The organism is Lachnoclostridium sp., from assembly GCF_031997925.1.
GTDB lineage: Bacteria > Bacillota > Clostridia > Lachnospirales > Lachnospiraceae > Lachnoclostridium.
Window position 1 is genome coordinate 47,967 of record NZ_DAMADT010000002.1, and the last position, 18,839, is coordinate 66,805.

Sequence of the window (18,839 nt, forward strand, 5' to 3'; positions counted from 1 at the left end):
ATCAATAAGAAAGCTTCCTTTTTATCTTTAATTGACAAAAGCAGGTCCAGAAGACCTGCTTTATTTGCATAATCAGAATGGTAAGCGCCTGCTTTAAAAAATACAGAAAAACCCAGAAAATATATTTATTGACAGTATATTAATTACTATGCTATCATTAGGGACGTTTGCAAATTTACAACAGAGGAGATAACCTATGAAAAAAAAGTTATTGAATTACAAAATCGGTAAAAAATTAACCACTTCTTTTAATATTGTTATTGCTTGTTTTACTTTAACCATCCTTGTTTCCATTTTTGGGTTATTTCTGATAGGTAATAATTTAAATTACTTTTATAAAACGCCTTATCGAAATAACCTCGCCCAATATCAGTATCGCAGAGATGTGCATAGTGTCATGAAAAACATTCTCTGGATCACTAATCTTTCCGATGATCCAAATAAAATTTCCCAGCTTAGAGAAGAAATTGATAAAAACATGGCAGATCAGGAAGTGCAATTGGATTTTCTCAACAAAAATTTTGCTGACAAAGATCTTTTGACAGAACTCAATACTGCTATGGAAGCCAATAAGGAAGCGCGAACCAGAGTTCTGGAATATGTAGATGCTGGAGATTTTGAACAGGCTTTTAGAAGTTTTAATGAAGATTACTCCGTGAAAGCCAATGAAGTATTGAATATACTAAGTAAAATTGGCGACTATGCTGAAGAAGACGTAAGCTCTACTTATAATCAGGCAAATATCATAAAAGTTATTATAATAATAATTGCGTTTCTTACTTCTGTTGCTGCTATCTTAATTGCACTGACCGTAGGGAAACTTCTGACCAAGCAGCTTACCACTCCTATTTTGGAATTAGAAAACGTTACTAAAAGTATAGCAGAAGGGGACTTAAAGGTAGACATTACCTATGAATCGAAAGATGAACTGGGTTCTCTTGCTACCAACCTGAAGAAGATGGTAGTTATGATTCAGCGCATTATTCATGATATTGAATATTGTTTAGTAGAAATGGGCAATGGGAATTTTGCAATAAAATCCCAAAACACTGATCTGTATATCGGTGATTATTTACCTATTCTCTTAGCTATGCGTAGTATTAAGGCTACCTTAAGCGAATCCCTTAGTCAAATCAGAGATACTTCAGCACAAGTTAATTCTGGTGCACTTAACATGTCTCAGGGGGCCCAGAACTTGGCAGAAGGTGCTACCGAACAGGCTAGTTCCATAGAAGAACTTACTGCCACAATTGAGGATGTTACCGAGCAGACTACCAAAGATGCCCAAAAAGCCGAAGTTGCAGAAAGTAATGCAAAGATAATCAACACTAAGGCTGATCAGAGCAAATCTTATATGGAAAACATGGTAATCTCTATGGAAAAGATAAGCGGCTTATCCGCTCAGATTGAAGTTATTATCAATACCATAGATGGGATTGCTTCACAGACCAACCTGCTTTCCTTAAATGCATCTATTGAAGCCGCAAGAGCTGGTGAAGCTGGAAGAGGCTTCGCTGTAGTTGCTGCCGAAATCGGAAAATTGGCGAGCGAAAGTGCACGGGCAGCTCAAACTACCAGAATGTTGATAGAGAGTACGGTTCATGAGGTGGAATCCGGAAGCCGTACCGTGAAAGAAACTTCAGAATCCTTAAATGACGTACTGTCAAACTTGGACGAAATCATTAATTCCATTCATGAACAGGTGGAATCTTCACAAAAACAATCAACTACTATGAATGAAATACAGTCTGCCATCGAGCAGATATCCTCTGTAATCCAGTCTACCTCTGCTACAGCAGAAGAGAGTTCTGCGATTAGTGAAGAGCTGTTTGCACAGTGTGAGAGTCTGGACAGTTTGATTGATCAGTTTAAGCTAGAGAAAAAAAACTAAACCAGAAGGGGCGGTGATCCAAAGATGTTATCATCTATGAGTCAACGCCCTTATCTAATATATATTCATAGAGCTGATAATCCAATTATAAAATATTTTATCAACATAAATAATAATATAAATAAAAGGCTGAACTCTGTAATGAGCTTCAGCTTTTTTGCATTTCGTCAATTGGGAAAATTCAGGTTTTATCATATACATAAAATTGAATTAATATAAAGTCAACATTGTTACAATGTAATAAATGCAATACCACATAAATAAACATTTAACGTGTGGTATTGTATTGACTTATAATTACACCAATGATATAATTACGGTAAAATGACACAAAACCACAAGTAAGGAGGTTGGTATGATGGCTGAAACCAAAAAAGGATATGAAAAATCACCTCGTATACAAAAACTAATGGATGCGTTATACGAGAAAATGCCAGAGATTGAATCAAAACGTGCAGTTTTAATCACGGAATCGTATCAGCAGACGGAAGGAGAGCCTATCATCAGTAGACGCTCCAAGGCTTTTGAACATATAGTAAAGAATCTTCCAGTAGTAATTCGAGAGAACGAATTAATAGTAGGAAGCGCGACTGTTGCAGAAAGAGGATGTCAAACCTTTCCTGAGTTCTCTTTTGATTGGTTAATCGCTGAACTTGATACCGTAGCGACTAGAACAGCCGATCCGTTTTATATTTCAGAAGAAGCAAAAAAAGAGTTAAGAGAAGTACATAGCTATTGGAAGGGCAAAACAACAAGTGAATTAGCAGATTATTATATGGCTCCGGAAACGAAACTTGCAATGGAGCACAATGTATTTACACCAGGTAACTATTTTTATAATGGTGTAGGGCATATTACTGTGCAGTATGATAAGGTAATCGCTATTGGTTACGAAGGAATTAAAGAAGAAGTTTTAAGCAGAAAAAAGGAATTACACCTAGGTGATGCAGATTATGCAAGTCGCCTTAATTTCTATGACGCTGTAATTAGAAGCTGTGATTCAGCTATTCTGTATGCGAAACGATATGCAGCGGAAGCAAAAAGACTAGCACTAACTTGCCAGGATGAAAAGAGAAAACAAGAACTTTTAACGATTGCAAGAAATTGTGAGAGAGTTCCGGCTAAGGGTGCGACTACTTTCTATGAAGCATGTCAGGCATTTTGGTTTGTACAACTATTATTACAGATTGAATCAAGCGGACATTCGATCTCTCCGGGAAGATTTGACCAATATTTATATTCCTATTATAAAGCAGATCGTGAAGCAGGTAGAATCACTGGTGAAGAGGCTCAAGAAATCATTGACTGTATCTTTGTGAAATTAAATGATATTAACAAGTGTCGTGATGCTGCTTCTGCGGAAGGCTTTGCAGGATATGGAATGTTCCAGAATATGATTGTTGGCGGACAGGACAGTAACGGAAGAGATGCCACGAATGAACTTAGTTTTATGATATTAGAAGCATCAATGCACACAATGCTTCCACAGCCTTCCCTAAGCATTCGAGTATGGAATGGTTCTCCTCATGATTTATTAATAAAAGCTGCGGAAGTTACCAGAACGGGTATTGGTTTACCTGCTTATTATAACGATGAGGTAATTATCCCGGCAATGATGAACAAGGGTGCGACGATAGAGGAAGCAAGAAGTTATAACATTATCGGTTGTGTGGAACCTCAGGTACCTGGAAAGACCGACGGATGGCATGATGCAGCATTCTTTAATATGTGCCGTCCATTAGAGATGGTATTTTCCGGTGGGTATGAAAATGGAAAATTAGTTGGTGCTCCAACTGGTTCGATTGAAAATCTCACTACATTTGATGCCTTTTATGAAGCTTATAAAACCCAGATGGAATACTTTATTTCTTTACTTGTCAATGCGGATAACTCTATTGATATGGCTCATGCAAAACTTTGTCCATTGCCATTTGAATCCTCTATGGTGGAAGATTGTATCGGACGTGGATTATGTGTTCAAGAGGGTGGTGCAAAATACAACTTTACCGGACCACAAGGGTTTGGTATTGCCAATATGACAGATTCCTTATATGCGATTAAGAAACTTGTATATGAAGAAGGCAAGGTTTCCATCACCGAATTAAAAGAAGCACTTCTACATAATTTCGGCATGGGAACAAAGAAAACTTTCAGTAATGAAATTTCGTATCAACCAATTGATATTAAGTTAGCGCAGCAAATTACAGTACAGATTGTAAAAGAATTGAGAGAACACGGAAAAGAACCTTCCGAAAAAGAAATAGAACAAATTCTAAAGACAGTCCTTGAGGCAAAAAAAGAAAGTACACAGAGTATAACACCTGTGGGTAACTCAAGTAATCAGTCAAGATATCAAGAGATTCTACAGATGATTGAAGTGTTACCAAAGTACGGTAATGATATTCTAGAGATTGATGAATTTGCACGAGAGATTGCTTATACCTATACAAAGCCATTACAGAAATATAAAAATCCTAGAGGCGGTGTATTCCAAGCTGGCTTATATCCAGTTTCCGCAAATGTTCCGTTAGGTGAACAAACAGGGGCTACCCCAGATGGAAGACTTGCAAATACCCCAATTGCAGATGGTGTTGGACCAGCGCCGGGACGTGATACCAAAGGTCCAACAGCAGCAGCCAATTCCGTGGCACGCCTTGACCATATGGATGCGACGAATGGAACCTTATACAATCAAAAATTCCACCCATCTGCGTTACAGGGCCGTGGTGGATTAGAGAAATTCGTAGCATTAATCCGTGCCTTCTTTGATCAAAAGGGTATGCATGTACAGTTTAATGTAGTAAGCAGAGAAACTTTATTGGACGCACAAAAGCATCCAGAAAACTATAAACATTTGGTAGTACGTGTTGCTGGTTATAGCGCCTTATTCACTACATTATCTAGGTCTTTACAGGATGATATTATTAATCGAACTACACAAGGGTTCTAAAATAGGTACAGGTAAATCGAATCGATAGGAAGTGAAACTGGCAGTATTTCTTGATACAAAAAGTGTAAGAACGGAACGGAGTTAAGATGGATGACTTAAATGTAAAAGGTAGAATATTTGATATTCAACGTTATTCTATTCATGATGGAAATGGAATTCGCACTATTGTATTTCTGAAAGGCTGTGCGTTTCGATGCCGTTGGTGCTGTAATCCAGAGTCTCAGGAACATCAGATTCAGACGATGAAGGTTCAAGGTAAAGATAAAATAATCGGTACGGATGTTACCGTTTCTGAAGTTTTAGAGGAAGTTTTAAAAGACCGTAGCTACTATCAAAGGTCTGGCGGAGGTGTTACTCTTTCAGGTGGTGAGGCTTTATGTCAACCGGAATTTACGTATCACCTATTACATGCCTGCAAGGAAGAAGGTCTACATACGGCAATGGAGAGTACTGCTTTTGCAGACTATAAAGTGATTGAGAGGATTTTACCAGTTCTTGATCAATATCTTATGGATATTAAACATGTAAACGCAGAGAAGCATCGATTATTTACCGGACAAAGCAATGAACTAGTTCTTGAAAATGCTAGAAAAATTGCAGCTTCCGGAGAAACCGAGCTAATTATTAGAGTTCCAGTCATACCAACATTTAATCAAACTGAATCTGAAATTGCAGCGATAGCTGATTTTGCTGGAAGTTTACCAGGTGTTAAAGAAATGAACCTGTTACCATATCACCGTTTGGGGCAAGACAAATACGAAGGGTTAAATCGTGAGTATGCACTCATGGGAATTATGCCACCAAGGATTGAAGAAATGGAACATTTAAAAAGAGTTGCGGAAAAACACTCTGGATTACTAGTGAAAATTGGTGGATAGACATATTCAGGATGGATACCAATGGAAATGCCGTTCGCGGCAGAATGAGAGGAAACTATGGGAATTTATGATTCAATGACAACCGAAGATAAACTTCGTATTGTACAGGAATTAGTTCCTGGTAAGCAGATATCTCTGGCTCACATAATAGCTGCACCAGACCCACTTCTAATGGAAAAATTATGTTTTCAAAAGGAAAACGAGAGGATGAAGGCCGCTATTGGAATTTTAACCATGAGTCCTGCGGAGACCGCAATTATTGGAGCTGATTTAGCGTTAAAGGCATCGGGGGTTACACTGCAAAATGTTGATTATGCCAGTGGTACCTTGGTATTTACAGGAACAGTATCTGAGGTAGAAGCCGCGATGAATGCGGTTGTGGAGTATTCGAAGCGCACTTTGTCATTTACGGTATGTGACATAACACGTACCTAGGACAGTGTGAAGAAAATTTCTAAGTTGACAAAAGACGTCGCCTAAGAAATTCTAAAACTTCACACTAGAAAAAACCACACAAAACAACAAATAAATTGAATAAACATGTTGACTTATGAGTGTTCGAGGAATATAATATAGAAAAACAAAGAAATTCAACGACAAAAGTCACAGGAAATAGAAGGAGGATCACTATGAACGAATATGAAATCAAAAAAGAGATATGTGAGATAGGACGCAGAATTTACAATAAGGGTATGGTTGCTGCAAATGACGGTAACATCTCTGTAAAATTAAATGAGAATGAGTTTTTATGTACACCAACTGGAGTTAGTAAAGGATTTATGACACCAGATTATATATGTAAGGTAGATAAAGATGGTAAAGTACTTCAAGCTAATGGAATATATAAACCATCCTCAGAAATCAAGATGCATATGAGAGTATACAAAGAGCGCCCAGATGTTAATGCTGTAGTTCATGCTCATCCAATGTATGCAACAAGTTTTGCAATTGCAGGAATTCCTTTGACACAGCCAATTATGCCAGAAGCAGTTATTTCCTTAGGTTGCGTTCCAATTGCTGAGTACGGTACACCTTCTACTGACGAGATTCCAGATGCAATTTCTAAGTATATTCAACATTTTGATTCTATTTTATTAGCAAACCATGGTGCATTAAGCTTCTCCGATTCTTTATTAAATGCTTATTTCAAGATGGAGTCAACAGAGTTTTACGCACAGTTATTATATCAGGCAAAGGTACTTGGAGGACCAAAGGAATTAAGTAATTCTCAGGTTCAGAGATTGTACGAATTAAGAAAAGAATTTGGAATGAAGGGAAAACATCCTGCTAATCTTTGTTCCAATACCAAAGAAGGAAAAGCAAGCTGTCATTGTTGTGGAGAAGATTGCAAAGCTAGTGGCTTAGATAACGCAGATTTAGTTGCTTCCATAACAAAAAAGGTGATTGAACAGCTAGGATTATAAGATTTGGTACTTACGAAATAATGAGTTTCGATAAGGAGGGATCGTAAGTGACAGTGAATGAACAGTTGGTTCAAGACATCATAAAAAATGTCGTGGCGAGTATGCAATTAACACAAACAAGTAAGACAGAACTTGGAGTATTCGACGACATGAATCAAGCAATTGAAGCTGCAAAAGAAGCTCAAATGGTTGTAAAGAAGATGTCAATGGATCAAAGAGAGAAAATCATCTCTGCAATACGTAAGAAAACGATAGAACACGCAGAAACACTTGCCCGTATGGCTGTTGAAGAAACTGGAATGGGAAATGTCGGGCATAAGATTTTAAAACACCAGCTGGTAGCAGAAAAGACACCTGGAACAGAGGATATCACGACCACTGCTTGGTCCGGTGATCGTGGCTTAACTTTAGTCGAGATGGGACCATTTGGTGTGATTGGTTCGATAACACCGTGTACAAACCCAAGTGAAACAGTCATTTGCAACACGATTGGTATGTTAGCTGGTGGAAACACAGTGGTATTTAATCCACATCCAGCAGCAATAAAAACCTCGAATTTTGCTGTACAGTTAATTAATGAGGCTTCACTTTCGGCAGGAGGTCCAGTCAATATCGCTTGTTCTGTTAAAAAACCAACACTAGATAGCAGTAAGGTAATGATGTCTCATAAGGATATTCCATTGATTGCTGCTACTGGTGGTCCAGGTGTAGTTACTGCTGTATTACAAAGTGGTAAGCGAGGAATCGGTGCAGGAGCAGGAAATCCACCTGCTTTAGTAGACGAAACAGCTGATATTAGAAAAGCAGCAGAAGATATCATTAATGGATGTACCTTTGATAATAACCTTCCATGTATTGCAGAAAAAGAAGTTGTTGCAATCGACAGTATAGCAAATGAATTAATGAACTATATGGTAAAAGAACAAGGTTGTTATGCAATCTCCAAAGAACAGCAAGATAAGTTAACCAATCTTGTGATAACACCAAAAGGATTAAATCGTAATTGCGTTGGTAAAGATGCAAAAACGTTACTTGGTATGATAGGAATTGATGTTCCATCCAATATTCGTTGTATTATCTTTGAGGGTGAAAAAGAACATCCTTTGATTTCCGAAGAGTTGATGATGCCGATTCTTGGTATCGTTCGTGCTAAGAACTTCGATGATGCGGTAGAGAAGGCGGTTTGGTTAGAACATGGTAATAGGCATTCCGCACATATTCATTCCAAGAACGTGGACCGTATTACTACTTATGCAAAAGCAATTGATACAGCTATCCTTGTTAAGAATGCACCTTCGTATGCAGCAATCGGTTTTGGTGGGGAAGGATTTTGTACCTTTACCATAGCAAGCAGAACCGGTGAGGGCTTGACAAGTGCAAGTACATTTACAAAACGCAGACGATGCGTGATGTCTGATAGTTTGTGTATCCGATAAAGTACCTAGGCACTTATATCTTAAATATACCAAAGTTCGTATGTAGTTAATTTAGTGTTTAAAAAAAGAAGTTTTACTGGAAAAGCGATAATTAACTACATGCGTAGCATTCAATAAGGAAGGAGAAAACGTTAACATGAATTCTGAAAGCATAGAACAGATTGTTCGTCAGGTACTAGCTGGTTTATCAGAAGCTCCAAAGAGCACTGCTACCGTGCCAAGCGCGGGTATCCCAGAGAAAGCCAGAGTTGCAGTATTGACGGAGCTAGAAAAGATTGAATTAAAAGAGTACCCATTACCTCCAATTGGAGATGATGACATCTTAGTAAAGGTGGAAGGCTGCGGTATTTGTGGTACTGATGCTCATGAATATAAAAGAGATCCATTTTCCTTGATTCCGGTAGTACTTGGACATGAAGGTACAGGCGAAATCGTGAAGATGGGTAAGAACGTTAAGTTAGACAGTGCTGGTAAGACGCTTTCCGTTGGTGATAAAGTGGTATCCTGCATGATTTTTAAGGATAATCCAGACATCACCATGTTTGACTTAAACAAACAAAATGTCGGTGGTGCAGATGTATACGGCTTACTGCCAGAGGATAAGGAAGTTCGCTTTAATGGTTGGTTTGCCGATTACATAGTAATTAAGGGTGGTTCTACAATTTTTAACGTAAGTGATTTGGACCTTTCCTCAAGAATTTTAATTGAGCCTTGTGCAGTATTAATTCACGCAGTGGAACGTGCTAAGACAACAGGAATTCTTCGTTTTAACAGCAAAGTAGTTGTTCAGGGATGTGGTCCTATCGGTCTTATCTGTATTGCAGTTCTTCGTACTATGGGTATCGAGAACATCGTTGCAGTAGACGGCGAAGCAAAGAGATTAGAGTTTGCAAAGGAAATGGGTGCTGTGGCAAGCGTGAATTTCAAAGAGCATCAGGGTATTGAAAATCTAGCAAAAGCAGTAGAAACAGCTTGCGGAGGAAAACCAGCAGATTTCGGTTTCCAGTGTACAGGAGCTCCGGCAGGGCACTCCAATATCTATAAGTTTATCCGCAATGGCGGTGGACTTTGCGAGTTAGGATTCTTCATTAATGGAGGAGATGCAACTATTAATCCTCACTTTGATATTTGTGCAAAGGAATTAACTGTAGTTGGTTCATGGGTATATACCTTACGTGATTATGCAACTACCTTTGATTTCTTAAAGAGAGCGAAGGGAATTGGGCTTCCTATGGAGAAATTGATTACTCATTCCTATCCATTGGAGCAAATTAACGAAGGCTTTCAGACAAATCTCGCGATGACAGGTCTTAAGATTGCTATCGTAAACAAATAAGAAAAAGCTTGCTACGCGAACTTTTCTTTAATATGAATAAGAAAAAGCTCATTTTACGAACTTTTCCTTATCATGAATAATGAATAAGAGGTATTGGATATGGGTTTAGCAGTTGGATTTTTAGAGGTATATGGTTTGACGGCAGCATTTGTGGCAGCCGACGCCGGATGTAAGGCCGCTGATGTAACCTTGGAACCATTTGACCGAAATAAGCCGGCAAATGCAGATAAACTTCCCGTTCCATTATTGGTTACGATAAAATTCAGAGGCTCCATCGAGGATGTCAATGCAGCTTTAGATGCAGCGAAAATAGCTGCAAAGCAAGTTACCGATGTCGTATCCATTCATACGATAGCCGCTCCTGAGGGTGATGTGAATAAGATGCTTCACTTAAGCGGCTTTGATAAGAATTAATTTGAAAAACTATGTTCAAATTATGAATTATGCAGTATTCAATTTGTATGCTTGAATTTGCAATGGATGAGATAAGAAGAAAGGGGCTTGGCATTATGGGAAAATCGTTAGGATTTATTGAAATCAGTGGTGTAACCGCGGCTATTGATGCTCTCGATATTATGTGCAAAACAGCAGGTGTCGAGTTAGTTACATGGGAGAGAAAGATGGGTGGAAGGTTGGTCACAATCATCGTAACCGGATCTGTTTCCGAAGTAACACAGGCAGTAGAATCAGCGGTCAATCAGGCAATTAAAAAACCAGTGGCCCATGCAGTCATTGCAAATCCTCATGAAGAGGTTCTTCGATTGGTAGAGATCAGCGCAAGTAGAATGAAGCCACAAGACGAAGAAATGTAGTGCAATAGAAGGCAGGGTGATAACATATGGATGATAAGTTAGATAAAAAGTCGAATTCGACAAGAAAAGCTGAGATTACTGGAGAGGGGAAAAAGCCTCGCAGTACATCCAAAGCATCACTTACCGGACAAAGCAGTGATGCGGTAAGCGGTAGCAACATTTCCATGGAAGTTATGAAAACTAAAAATATAAATGAAGAGGTTACTGTTGATACAACAGTTCTAAAGGAGGAAAAAATTATGGCACAGGAAGCATTAGGAATGATCGAAACAAGAGGTTTAGTAGCAGCAGTTGAGGCTGCAGATGCAATGTTAAAGGCAGCTAACGTAACATTAGTAGGAACAGAAAAAATCGGTTCAGGATTAGTAAGTGTTATGGTTAGAGGAGATGTAGGAGCAGTGAAGGCAGCTGTTGAAGCTGGTGCAGCTAGCGCTGGAAGACTTGGTGAGTTAGTAGCTACTCATGTAATCCCAAGACCACACTCTGATGTTGAGAAAATTTTACCTGCAATTAAGTAATTTAACCCATTAAGGAAGTATCCCGCTTCTAAGCAAAGCGTAAGAGGGATACTTGCTCCCACTGAAATAGCAACGTAGTTGCTAATGGGTTACGAGTAAGTAGCGTTTTGTCAGCGTAGCTGATAGCGAATTACGAGTATCCTTAACGAAGGAATAATCTTTAAACTTCTTATGACATGGATAAAGTGACGATGGTTGCTTTATCCATTTAAAAAAATAAGGATTTACATAGCTACAAAGAGATAGAATAGAGCACAGATGATAGAAGATACAGAACAGAGCTAGAAGTACGAAAGATACAAAATAAAGAAAGAGATATTAAAAAATCTATCACAATTAGCACATAACTAATAAATAGTAAAGCAGGTGAACGACTTGGAAGATAATCAAATTGAACTCATAACCCGAATGGTATTAAATGTACTGCAAGAAAAGCAAAGTGGCAAAACAGGCTTCGCTGTTCCGGTCGGTGTGTCTGCAAGACATATTCATCTAACACAGGATCACGTAGAGCAATTGTTTGGAATGGGTTATGAATTAACTAAGAAAAAAGACCTTATGGGTGGCCAGTTTGCAGCAAATGAAACGGTAACCATTGTAGGATTAAAGCTTCGAGCTATAGAGAATGTAAGAATATTAGGACCAGTGAGAAAGGCATCTCAGGTTGAGGTTTCTGCAACCGATGCAATCAAACTGGGAGTTAAGGTGCCAATAAGAGAATCCGGTAACATAAAAGGTTCTGCTCCGATTGCAGTGGTTGGACCAAAGGGTGCGATTTACTTGGATGAGGGATGTATTATTGCAAAACGTCATATCCATATGTCACCAGCGGACGCATTGTCAGCTGGAGTTAACGATGGAGATATTGTTTCTGTTAAAGTAGACGATGAAAGAGAGACCGTATTTCATCAGGTACAAATCAGAGTAGATAGTAGCTTTACTATGGAGATGCATATCGATACGGATGAGGCGAATGCTGCAAAAATTACATGTGGACAGATGGTAACGATTTTATAAACTTGAGTCTTAAAAACTCTTAATTGGAGGGATTAATATGTTAATCGGCAAAGTGATTGGTAGTGTCGTTTCAACAAGGAAGAATGAGCATCTTGTAGGAAATAAATTTATGATTGTTGAACCGTTAAAAAGCTTTCGAGAAAATAGAATTGTAGCAATTGATAATGTAGGAGCTGGAATAGGCGAGTATGTGTTGGTTGCGGGGGGTAGTGCTGCAAGGATAGGCTGCGGCGCAGAAAACTCGCCGATTGATGCGGCAATTGTTGGAATTATTGACGATGCAACAGGACTGGAGTAAGTGTGAAGAGAATTTCTAAGGCGCCAAAAGACGCCGCCTAAGAAATTCTAAAACTTCACACTGGAGATTTGTGCCTGCGTCATCCTCGGCACCAATCTCAAAGTGAAAGAACGATTTCTTTCGCTTTGCCTACTTAGCAAACACAAACTCCAACTACGCAGAAATGAGGAAAAAAATAATGGTGTTAGAAGAGCTTAGCCAAATTGTGAAAGAATATGGAATCTGTGGAGCCGGCGGAGCCGGTTTTCCTACTTATGCGAAGTTTTCTAATAAGGTGGATACTATTATTCTAAATTGTGCAGAGTGCGAGCCTTTGTTAAAGTTACATAGACAATTGTTACGAGACAGAGCATATGAGGTACTGAAAGCTTTTTCTATAATAGCAGAAAGTATTGGTGCAAAGGAAGCAATTATAGTCGTAAAACCTTCTTATAAAAACACAATTGCTGCGGTAGAGGCAGAGATCAGTGCTTACAAAAATATGAGCCTAAAACTTTGCAAAGAAGTGTACCCAGCTGGTGATGAAGTAGTATTGATTTACGAAGCAACAGGTAGAGTTGTAAAGCCAGGTGGTTTACCAGTAGACATAGGCGTAGCAGTATTTAATGTAGAAACAGTATATAACGTTTATGAAGCTGTTATAAATCATCGACCAGTGACAAGCAAATTAGTATCTGTAGTAGGTGAAGTAAAAGAGCCCAAAACAGTACGAGTGCCACTTGGTATGACGGTAAAAGAAGTTGTAGAAATGGCAGGCGGTATCACAACAAAAGAGCCAGCTTATCTTATGGGCGGTCCAATGATGGGTTCTGTTGAAAGTGAACAGCATTTAATAACGAAAACATCGAATGCCATTATAGTGTTACCAAAGGATCATTATGTGATTATTCGTAAGGAAAGTAAGCCATCTATCGATTTAAAAAGGGCAGCAGCAGCTTGTTGTCATTGTGAGATGTGCACGGATCTTTGTCCTAGACATTTATTAGGACATCCAAGTAATCCGCACCTTTTTATGCGAGCTGCGACCTGTAAGGATGTTCAAAATCCTCAGATATTTTTAGACACCATGTATTGTTGTAGTTGTGGACTTTGTTCTATGTACGCTTGTGGTCAAGGTTTATCACCTGCAAGTCTAATCACCTTATACAAGCAGGGGTTACGCCAAAATGGTGTGAAACCAGAAGTGTTAGAGCCAGCGCCAGTAGAACCTTCTAGACAATATCAGAGAATTCCAGTAGAGCGTTTAATGAAACGACTTTGTCTTACTCACTATAATGTTCCAGCTCCATTATTTGAGGAGCTACAGAAGGCAAAAAGGGTGAAGGTAAAATTAAGTCAGCATGTTGGTGCACCTGCAGTTTCTATTGTTTCTGTTGGAGATAAGGTGGTAACAGGACAATTGATTGCAAAAAACAAGGATGGTCTTAGTTTACCGGTTCATGCTTCGATTGATGGAACAGTGTTAGAAGTGAATAATCAGTATATTATGATAGATGCAGTGTAAAGTGGCACGTTAATTGGTAGCATACGATATTATAGTGCATACGACGATGGCGTACACTATAATAGCACAGAAAGGATAATCCATGAGTAAAGCAATTGGAATGGTAGAATATAAAACCGTATCATCAGGTATAATGGCAGCGGATTTGATGGTTAAGACAGCAGATATTGAAATCGTGGAAGCGCAAACCGTATGTCCTGGTAAATATATTATTTTGATCACTGGTGATTTAAGTGCGGTAAATGCTTCTGTAGAGGCAGCCAGAATTCAGTTTGAAACACATCTCATTGATAGTTTCATTCTTGGTAATCCTCACGATGGTATCTTACCAGCAATTTATGGTGCAACTGTAGTGGAAGATATCGAAGCTCTTGGTGTGTTAGAAACTTACTCTGCAGCATCCATTATCGTTGCAGCAGATGTTGCAGCAAAAACAGCAGCGGTAGAATTAGTAGAGGTTAGAGTCGCACGTGGTATGTGCGGTAAATCCTATCTTATGTTAACTGGTGAAATTGCATCCGTAACCGCTGCAATTGAAGCTGCAAAGAAAGCCATTGAAGAAAATGGTATGTACTTAGACAGCTCTGTACTTGCCCATCCAGATAAGAAGTTACGCAATAAGTTGATGTAGTAAGTGATATAGGTTACTTTTAATTTATAAATAGCTTAGCTTGAAGAGGTGCGCATGATAAAGAGGATTGCGTACCTTTTTATTTGGGAGGTACTTACTGGATAAGTATCAAAATACTGAAATTTTGGAGTATGTAAAATATCCTGATATATTGATAGATGATCTAGATAATATCTTAGATGCGACAAAAGCTTGAGAGAATGAAATTTAATATGGAGTACTTAAAGTGTGGCATGAAAAAGGTAACACTGTTCTAAGGATTGATTTTAGGTAAATAAATCATTATACTATGCATAGAGTTAGGTAACGTATCTGTTGAGGTTTACATAAGTGTTTCATGGATTATAATATCACAAAGGATATATGACTAAATAGTTGATAGAGAAGAGTTATGGGGGAATGTTAATGTTAGCAATAGAACGTAAGAATTTGATATTAGCAAAGTTACAAAAAGAAAATAAAGTTGTGGTTAGTGAACTAAGTCAAATGTTTGATGTTTCAGAAGAAACAATTCGAAGAGATTTAGAGAAACTTGATAAAGAGGGACTTGCGATCAAGACCTATGGTGGTGCAGTCTTAAATGAAAATAATAATGCAGAATTACCATTTACCGTTCGAGAGAATACCAATGTTTCACAAAAGCAGAAGATAGCAGAGATTGTTGCAGGGCTTATTAAAGATGATTCAACAATCATGTTGGATGCAAGTTCTACGGCATTATTTGTTGCTAGAAATATTAAGCATAAGAAAAATATAACGCTTATTACGAACTCAATTGAAATTTTAGTAGAATTAGCAGATGTGTCTGGGTGGAATATTTTATCAACCGGGGGAACTGTAAAAGAAGGTTCCTTAGCTTTGGTTGGACATCAGGCAGAGAAAATGTTAAGTTCCTATCATGTGGATATTGCGATTGTTTCCTCAAAGGGAATCGATTCCATTGAAGGATTTTCCGATTCTAGTGAAACACATTCCGAAATAAAAAAGAAGATGTTAGACTGCGCCTTTAAGAAAATCTTAGTAGTGGACACTTCTAAGTTTGACAGGATATCATTTAAAAAAATTGGAGAAATATCCAATCTAACTACAATAGTAACAGATTGTGAGCCAAGTGATCGTTGGAAAAAGGTGTTTGATTCTGCTAAGGTAGAGTATTTATATCCAGGGAAACAGGAGTAGCATTGAAAAGGTGGGGTTACCATATGGAGGAAACACAGCTGGATTTATCTATCGTTAAGTCTGATGGGAATAATCTTGAAGAATTTGTGGAAGTAAGGCCATGGCAGCGGTTCTGGGCTAGAGGACTTGACAATATTTTATTTATACTCCTTGTATCTTTCTTGCTTAAAAAACTTTTACAAGCAGAAATAATGGAGTTTCAATCTTTTCTGATTTACTTGTTGGCTATGTTTATATGGACATTTATCGAGGCTATTTTATTATGCACATGGGGTACAACGCCCGGTAAATTCCTTTTTAACGTGACAATCCGTAATGCAGATGGGGAAAAGCTAGGATTTGTATCTGCATTGAAACGAAGCCTTTTGGTTTGGATTTATGGAATAGGATTCGGAATCCCTGTCATATCCATTATCGGACTGATTAGCCAATATAAAAAACTGACTAAAATGAAGTCTACGACGTGGGATCGTAAAATGAAGGTTATCGTTCGGCATGATTACTTGCGAGGTACAAAAACAGTAATTATCGTGACAGCATTTGCCTCTATTGTGATATCCCGGATCTACGTTCCTTTAGTGAATGAGATTGACGAGCAAAGAATGCTGTATTACGAGACTCCGGGTTCTGCGATATCTTTCAACAGCAACGGATATTCCTTAATGGACAGTGGGGAGTATCAGAAGGCAAAAGAGCAATTTTTAATGGGTTTAGACGCGAACCCGACTTTTGCAGTGGAAGGTACACTACTCAATAATTTAAGCTGGGCATGCTTTTCATTGGGTGAATATGATGAAGCGCTTAAATACAGTGAGGAAAGTCTAGCGATTGATGATCATAGCAGTGCAAGTTACACCAATTATGCTAACGCCCTATCTATGCTTGGAAACAATAGTGAGGCGGAGGAAGCATATAAGAAAGCCTTGGATTTGGATAAAGTAAACGCTTATGCATATTACGGTATTGGTATGCTTAAGTATGATGATTATGCTTATAAGGAAGCCATTGATGCATTTAGTGAATATACCAGATTGAAAAAGAAGGATGCGGATGGTTGGTGCTATCTGGGACTGTCATATCTTTATAACAAAGATATGGTAACAGCAAAGGAATGCCTTGATAAGGCAATGAAAATTTCTCCCGAAGATGTCTTTATTATAAGCAGTATGGCTAATTATTACCGGTATGTTGGTGATTCGCAAAAGGCTGAAGATTTATATAAAAATGCCCTTGAAAAAAATCAGGACGATTATGATTTGTTGTATTCTATGGCTGAATTCTATCAGGATAAGGAAAAGTATGACGAAGCCATCCAATATGCCGACCGTGCCATTAATGCTGACGAGTCGAGATATAAAGCATACGGTATAAAGGCACAGATATTTTTCTGGCAAGGAGAAAAGCAAAAAGCAATTGACACAATTGATCTGATGATAAGTAATAATCTCGATAATGCTTATGTTTATTATGTTGCCGGTAATTTGTACATGAACGAATACGAGTACAAGCTTGCTGTTGAAAATTATGATAAAGCACTTGAAATGAATCCTCTTAATGAAGATGCCTGTATAGGGAAAATCAGGGCTCTTTATTTTAGTAAGCGCTACACCGCTTGCCTGAAATATGCGCTTATTGCAGAGGATCAATTTAATAATAGTGAAATTTCATGGTATATAGGAAATGTGTATTCCAGGCTTAGTGATTCTGCACAAGCACTGGAGCATTACAAAAAGGCACTTGAAAAGAATGAGGAGGATGCGTACCTTTTAATGGATATAGGCTGGGAATACTATTATACTGAGGATTTCACCAATGCAAGCCTATATGCGGATAAAGCATTACAGATAGATGAGACCAATTCCAATGCGACAAGCCTTAAAAAATTGATTGAAAAAAGGCAAACCAATGTAATTGATCAAGTTACGGAATTTATAGAAAAAAATTATATGTATTATAAATCCAACGCATCATACACTTCATTAAAAAACAGCTTAAAAACAAATCAATCGGAGAAAATTGAGGATATAAGCAAGCTTTTTGATTCGATACATAAAGATAATGATTCGTTTTCCTTTATGCTTAGCGGAGAGGACTATAAGCGTTACCTTGAGTACCAATCCGGTAAAACAGTGGAGCATGAAGCTGTCGGTGATAATATAAACTATATTAGGATAACCAGCTTCTCTGGTAGTACAGCTAACGAGTTTCTGGATGTTGTTGATGGCATTGAAAATACCGAAGACAAATATCTGATCATTGATTTAAGAGGCAATGGCGGCGGTGATACAAACAGTGGGTGCGATATTTTGGATTTTTTACTTCCGGATTGCGTGGTATGTAATCTGATATATAAGGATGGGTATTCCGATTCTTACTATTCGGATGATGCGTATATACCATTTAAGCATATTTTTGTCCTGACAGATGAAAATAGTGCCAGCTGCTCGGAACTGGTAACCCTGGGCTTAAAAACTTATCTTGATAATGTAACTGTCATAGGCAGAAAAACCTTTGGAAAAGGGGTAGGGCAGTTTTTGTTCGAGGATAAAACCAGAGGGTTTGTCATATTTTTAGTCAATCATTATTGGAACGTACGTGAAGAGAATATAATGGGAAAAGGCATAGAGCCTGATATTGAAGTTCTAGGGGATTCTATTGAGTTATACATGAATGAGGTATATAATCTGACGGAAAGTATGCAGTAACATGCAAATTATGTTATAAAACCTTGAATAATATACCAAAAAATGATAGAATATTACAGAAACTAATAACAGACGGATTAATAACATGATTTTTTAAAGGGCAAAACTAAATTTTGCTTTTTGTTATTACTGTTTGTTTCACTAAACCACACAAAAGAGAAAATGGCATATAAGAAACTTATTACAATGTAATTAGATAAAATTTTAAAGTACATCCGATACCGAAAGAATGAGAAGTATGAATATGGAGGAAGAATAAT

General features: G+C 38.0%; 16 protein-coding genes. All 16 read left to right on the forward strand.

Annotated features, from left to right (window positions below; translation table 11 throughout):
- The first annotated feature begins 196 nt into the window (after nucleotides 1-196).
- Complete coding sequence (locus RTP52_RS01780; protein WP_312368843.1) at nucleotides 197-1,891, forward strand: methyl-accepting chemotaxis protein; 1,695 nt, start codon at nucleotides 197-199, stop codon at nucleotides 1,889-1,891.
- A 355-nt stretch (nucleotides 1,892-2,246) separates the two neighbouring features.
- Nucleotides 2,247-4,841, forward strand: a complete 2,595-nt coding sequence (locus RTP52_RS01785) for a glycyl radical protein (protein ID WP_312368845.1) — start codon at nucleotides 2,247-2,249, stop codon at nucleotides 4,839-4,841.
- 86 nt (nucleotides 4,842-4,927) lie between these two features.
- Nucleotides 4,928-5,719 (forward strand): glycyl-radical enzyme activating protein, encoded by a 792-nt coding sequence (locus RTP52_RS01790; protein ID WP_312106867.1) that lies wholly within the window; start codon nucleotides 4,928-4,930, stop codon nucleotides 5,717-5,719.
- A gap of 57 nt (nucleotides 5,720-5,776) precedes the next feature.
- A complete protein-coding gene (locus RTP52_RS01795) occupies nucleotides 5,777-6,154 on the forward strand; it encodes a BMC domain-containing protein (protein ID WP_312368847.1) in 378 nt (125 codons plus the stop codon).
- A 194-nt stretch (nucleotides 6,155-6,348) separates the two neighbouring features.
- A complete protein-coding gene (locus RTP52_RS01800; protein ID WP_312103376.1) occupies nucleotides 6,349-7,143 on the forward strand; it encodes a class II aldolase/adducin family protein in 795 nt (264 codons plus the stop codon).
- 47 nt (nucleotides 7,144-7,190) lie between these two features.
- On the forward strand, nucleotides 7,191-8,579 hold the full coding sequence (locus RTP52_RS01805; protein ID WP_312103374.1) for an aldehyde dehydrogenase family protein: 1,389 nt from the start codon (nucleotides 7,191-7,193) through the stop codon (nucleotides 8,577-8,579).
- A gap of 136 nt (nucleotides 8,580-8,715) precedes the next feature.
- The gene (locus RTP52_RS01810; protein WP_312368848.1) at nucleotides 8,716-9,915 is read left to right on the forward strand and encodes a zinc-dependent alcohol dehydrogenase; all 1,200 of its coding nucleotides are present in this window, start codon (nucleotides 8,716-8,718) and stop codon (nucleotides 9,913-9,915) included.
- A 99-nt stretch (nucleotides 9,916-10,014) separates the two neighbouring features.
- The gene (locus RTP52_RS01815; RefSeq protein WP_312103368.1) at nucleotides 10,015-10,329 is read left to right on the forward strand and encodes a BMC domain-containing protein; all 315 of its coding nucleotides are present in this window, start codon (nucleotides 10,015-10,017) and stop codon (nucleotides 10,327-10,329) included.
- Between the two features lie 95 nt (nucleotides 10,330-10,424).
- A complete protein-coding gene (locus tag RTP52_RS01820; RefSeq protein WP_312103365.1) occupies nucleotides 10,425-10,727 on the forward strand; it encodes a BMC domain-containing protein in 303 nt (100 codons plus the stop codon).
- Between the two features lie 239 nt (nucleotides 10,728-10,966).
- Nucleotides 10,967-11,245 (forward strand): BMC domain-containing protein, encoded by a 279-nt coding sequence (locus RTP52_RS01825; RefSeq protein ID WP_312103378.1) that lies wholly within the window; start codon nucleotides 10,967-10,969, stop codon nucleotides 11,243-11,245.
- Between the two features lie 375 nt (nucleotides 11,246-11,620).
- Nucleotides 11,621-12,262, forward strand: a complete 642-nt coding sequence (gene pduL, locus RTP52_RS01830) for a phosphate propanoyltransferase (RefSeq protein ID WP_312103362.1) — start codon at nucleotides 11,621-11,623, stop codon at nucleotides 12,260-12,262.
- Between the two features lie 37 nt (nucleotides 12,263-12,299).
- Complete coding sequence (locus RTP52_RS01835) at nucleotides 12,300-12,560, forward strand: EutN/CcmL family microcompartment protein (RefSeq protein ID WP_312103360.1); 261 nt, start codon at nucleotides 12,300-12,302, stop codon at nucleotides 12,558-12,560.
- 178 nt (nucleotides 12,561-12,738) lie between these two features.
- Nucleotides 12,739-14,064, forward strand: a complete 1,326-nt coding sequence (locus RTP52_RS01840) for an SLBB domain-containing protein (protein ID WP_312368850.1) — start codon at nucleotides 12,739-12,741, stop codon at nucleotides 14,062-14,064.
- An 82-nt stretch (nucleotides 14,065-14,146) separates the two neighbouring features.
- The gene (locus RTP52_RS01845; protein WP_312368852.1) at nucleotides 14,147-14,695 is read left to right on the forward strand and encodes a BMC domain-containing protein; all 549 of its coding nucleotides are present in this window, start codon (nucleotides 14,147-14,149) and stop codon (nucleotides 14,693-14,695) included.
- 405 nt (nucleotides 14,696-15,100) lie between these two features.
- Nucleotides 15,101-15,874 carry a DeoR/GlpR family DNA-binding transcription regulator gene (locus tag RTP52_RS01850; RefSeq protein ID WP_312368853.1) on the forward strand — a complete coding sequence of 258 codons (774 nt, stop codon included), beginning with the start codon at nucleotides 15,101-15,103 and terminating at the stop codon, nucleotides 15,872-15,874.
- Between the two features lie 23 nt (nucleotides 15,875-15,897).
- Nucleotides 15,898-18,579: a S41 family peptidase gene (locus RTP52_RS01855; protein WP_312368854.1), complete on the forward strand. Its 2,682-nt coding sequence runs from the start codon at nucleotides 15,898-15,900 to the stop codon at nucleotides 18,577-18,579.
- Nucleotides 18,580-18,839: the final 260 nt, after the last annotated feature.

What these genes read in the sequence shown, in the direction of transcription:
- RTP52_RS01780 (WP_312368843.1), top strand. Translation starts at nt 197, where the DNA reads ATGAAAAAAAAGTTATTGAATTACAAAATCGGTAAAAAATTAACCACT.
- RTP52_RS01785 (WP_312368845.1), top strand. Translation starts at nt 2,247, where the DNA reads ATGATGGCTGAAACCAAAAAAGGATATGAAAAATCACCTCGTATACAA.
- RTP52_RS01790 (WP_312106867.1), top strand. Translation starts at nt 4,928, where the DNA reads ATGGATGACTTAAATGTAAAAGGTAGAATATTTGATATTCAACGTTAT.
- RTP52_RS01795 (WP_312368847.1), top strand. Translation starts at nt 5,777, where the DNA reads ATGGGAATTTATGATTCAATGACAACCGAAGATAAACTTCGTATTGTA.
- RTP52_RS01800 (WP_312103376.1), top strand. Translation starts at nt 6,349, where the DNA reads ATGAACGAATATGAAATCAAAAAAGAGATATGTGAGATAGGACGCAGA.
- RTP52_RS01810 (WP_312368848.1), top strand. Translation starts at nt 8,716, where the DNA reads ATGAATTCTGAAAGCATAGAACAGATTGTTCGTCAGGTACTAGCTGGT.
- RTP52_RS01815 (WP_312103368.1), top strand. Translation starts at nt 10,015, where the DNA reads ATGGGTTTAGCAGTTGGATTTTTAGAGGTATATGGTTTGACGGCAGCA.
- RTP52_RS01820 (WP_312103365.1), top strand. Translation starts at nt 10,425, where the DNA reads ATGGGAAAATCGTTAGGATTTATTGAAATCAGTGGTGTAACCGCGGCT.
- RTP52_RS01825 (WP_312103378.1), top strand. Translation starts at nt 10,967, where the DNA reads ATGGCACAGGAAGCATTAGGAATGATCGAAACAAGAGGTTTAGTAGCA.
- RTP52_RS01835 (WP_312103360.1), top strand. Translation starts at nt 12,300, where the DNA reads ATGTTAATCGGCAAAGTGATTGGTAGTGTCGTTTCAACAAGGAAGAAT.
- RTP52_RS01840 (WP_312368850.1), top strand. Translation starts at nt 12,739, where the DNA reads ATGGTGTTAGAAGAGCTTAGCCAAATTGTGAAAGAATATGGAATCTGT.
- RTP52_RS01845 (WP_312368852.1), top strand. Translation starts at nt 14,147, where the DNA reads ATGAGTAAAGCAATTGGAATGGTAGAATATAAAACCGTATCATCAGGT.
- RTP52_RS01850 (WP_312368853.1), top strand. Translation starts at nt 15,101, where the DNA reads ATGTTAGCAATAGAACGTAAGAATTTGATATTAGCAAAGTTACAAAAA.
- RTP52_RS01855 (WP_312368854.1), top strand. Translation starts at nt 15,898, where the DNA reads ATGGAGGAAACACAGCTGGATTTATCTATCGTTAAGTCTGATGGGAAT.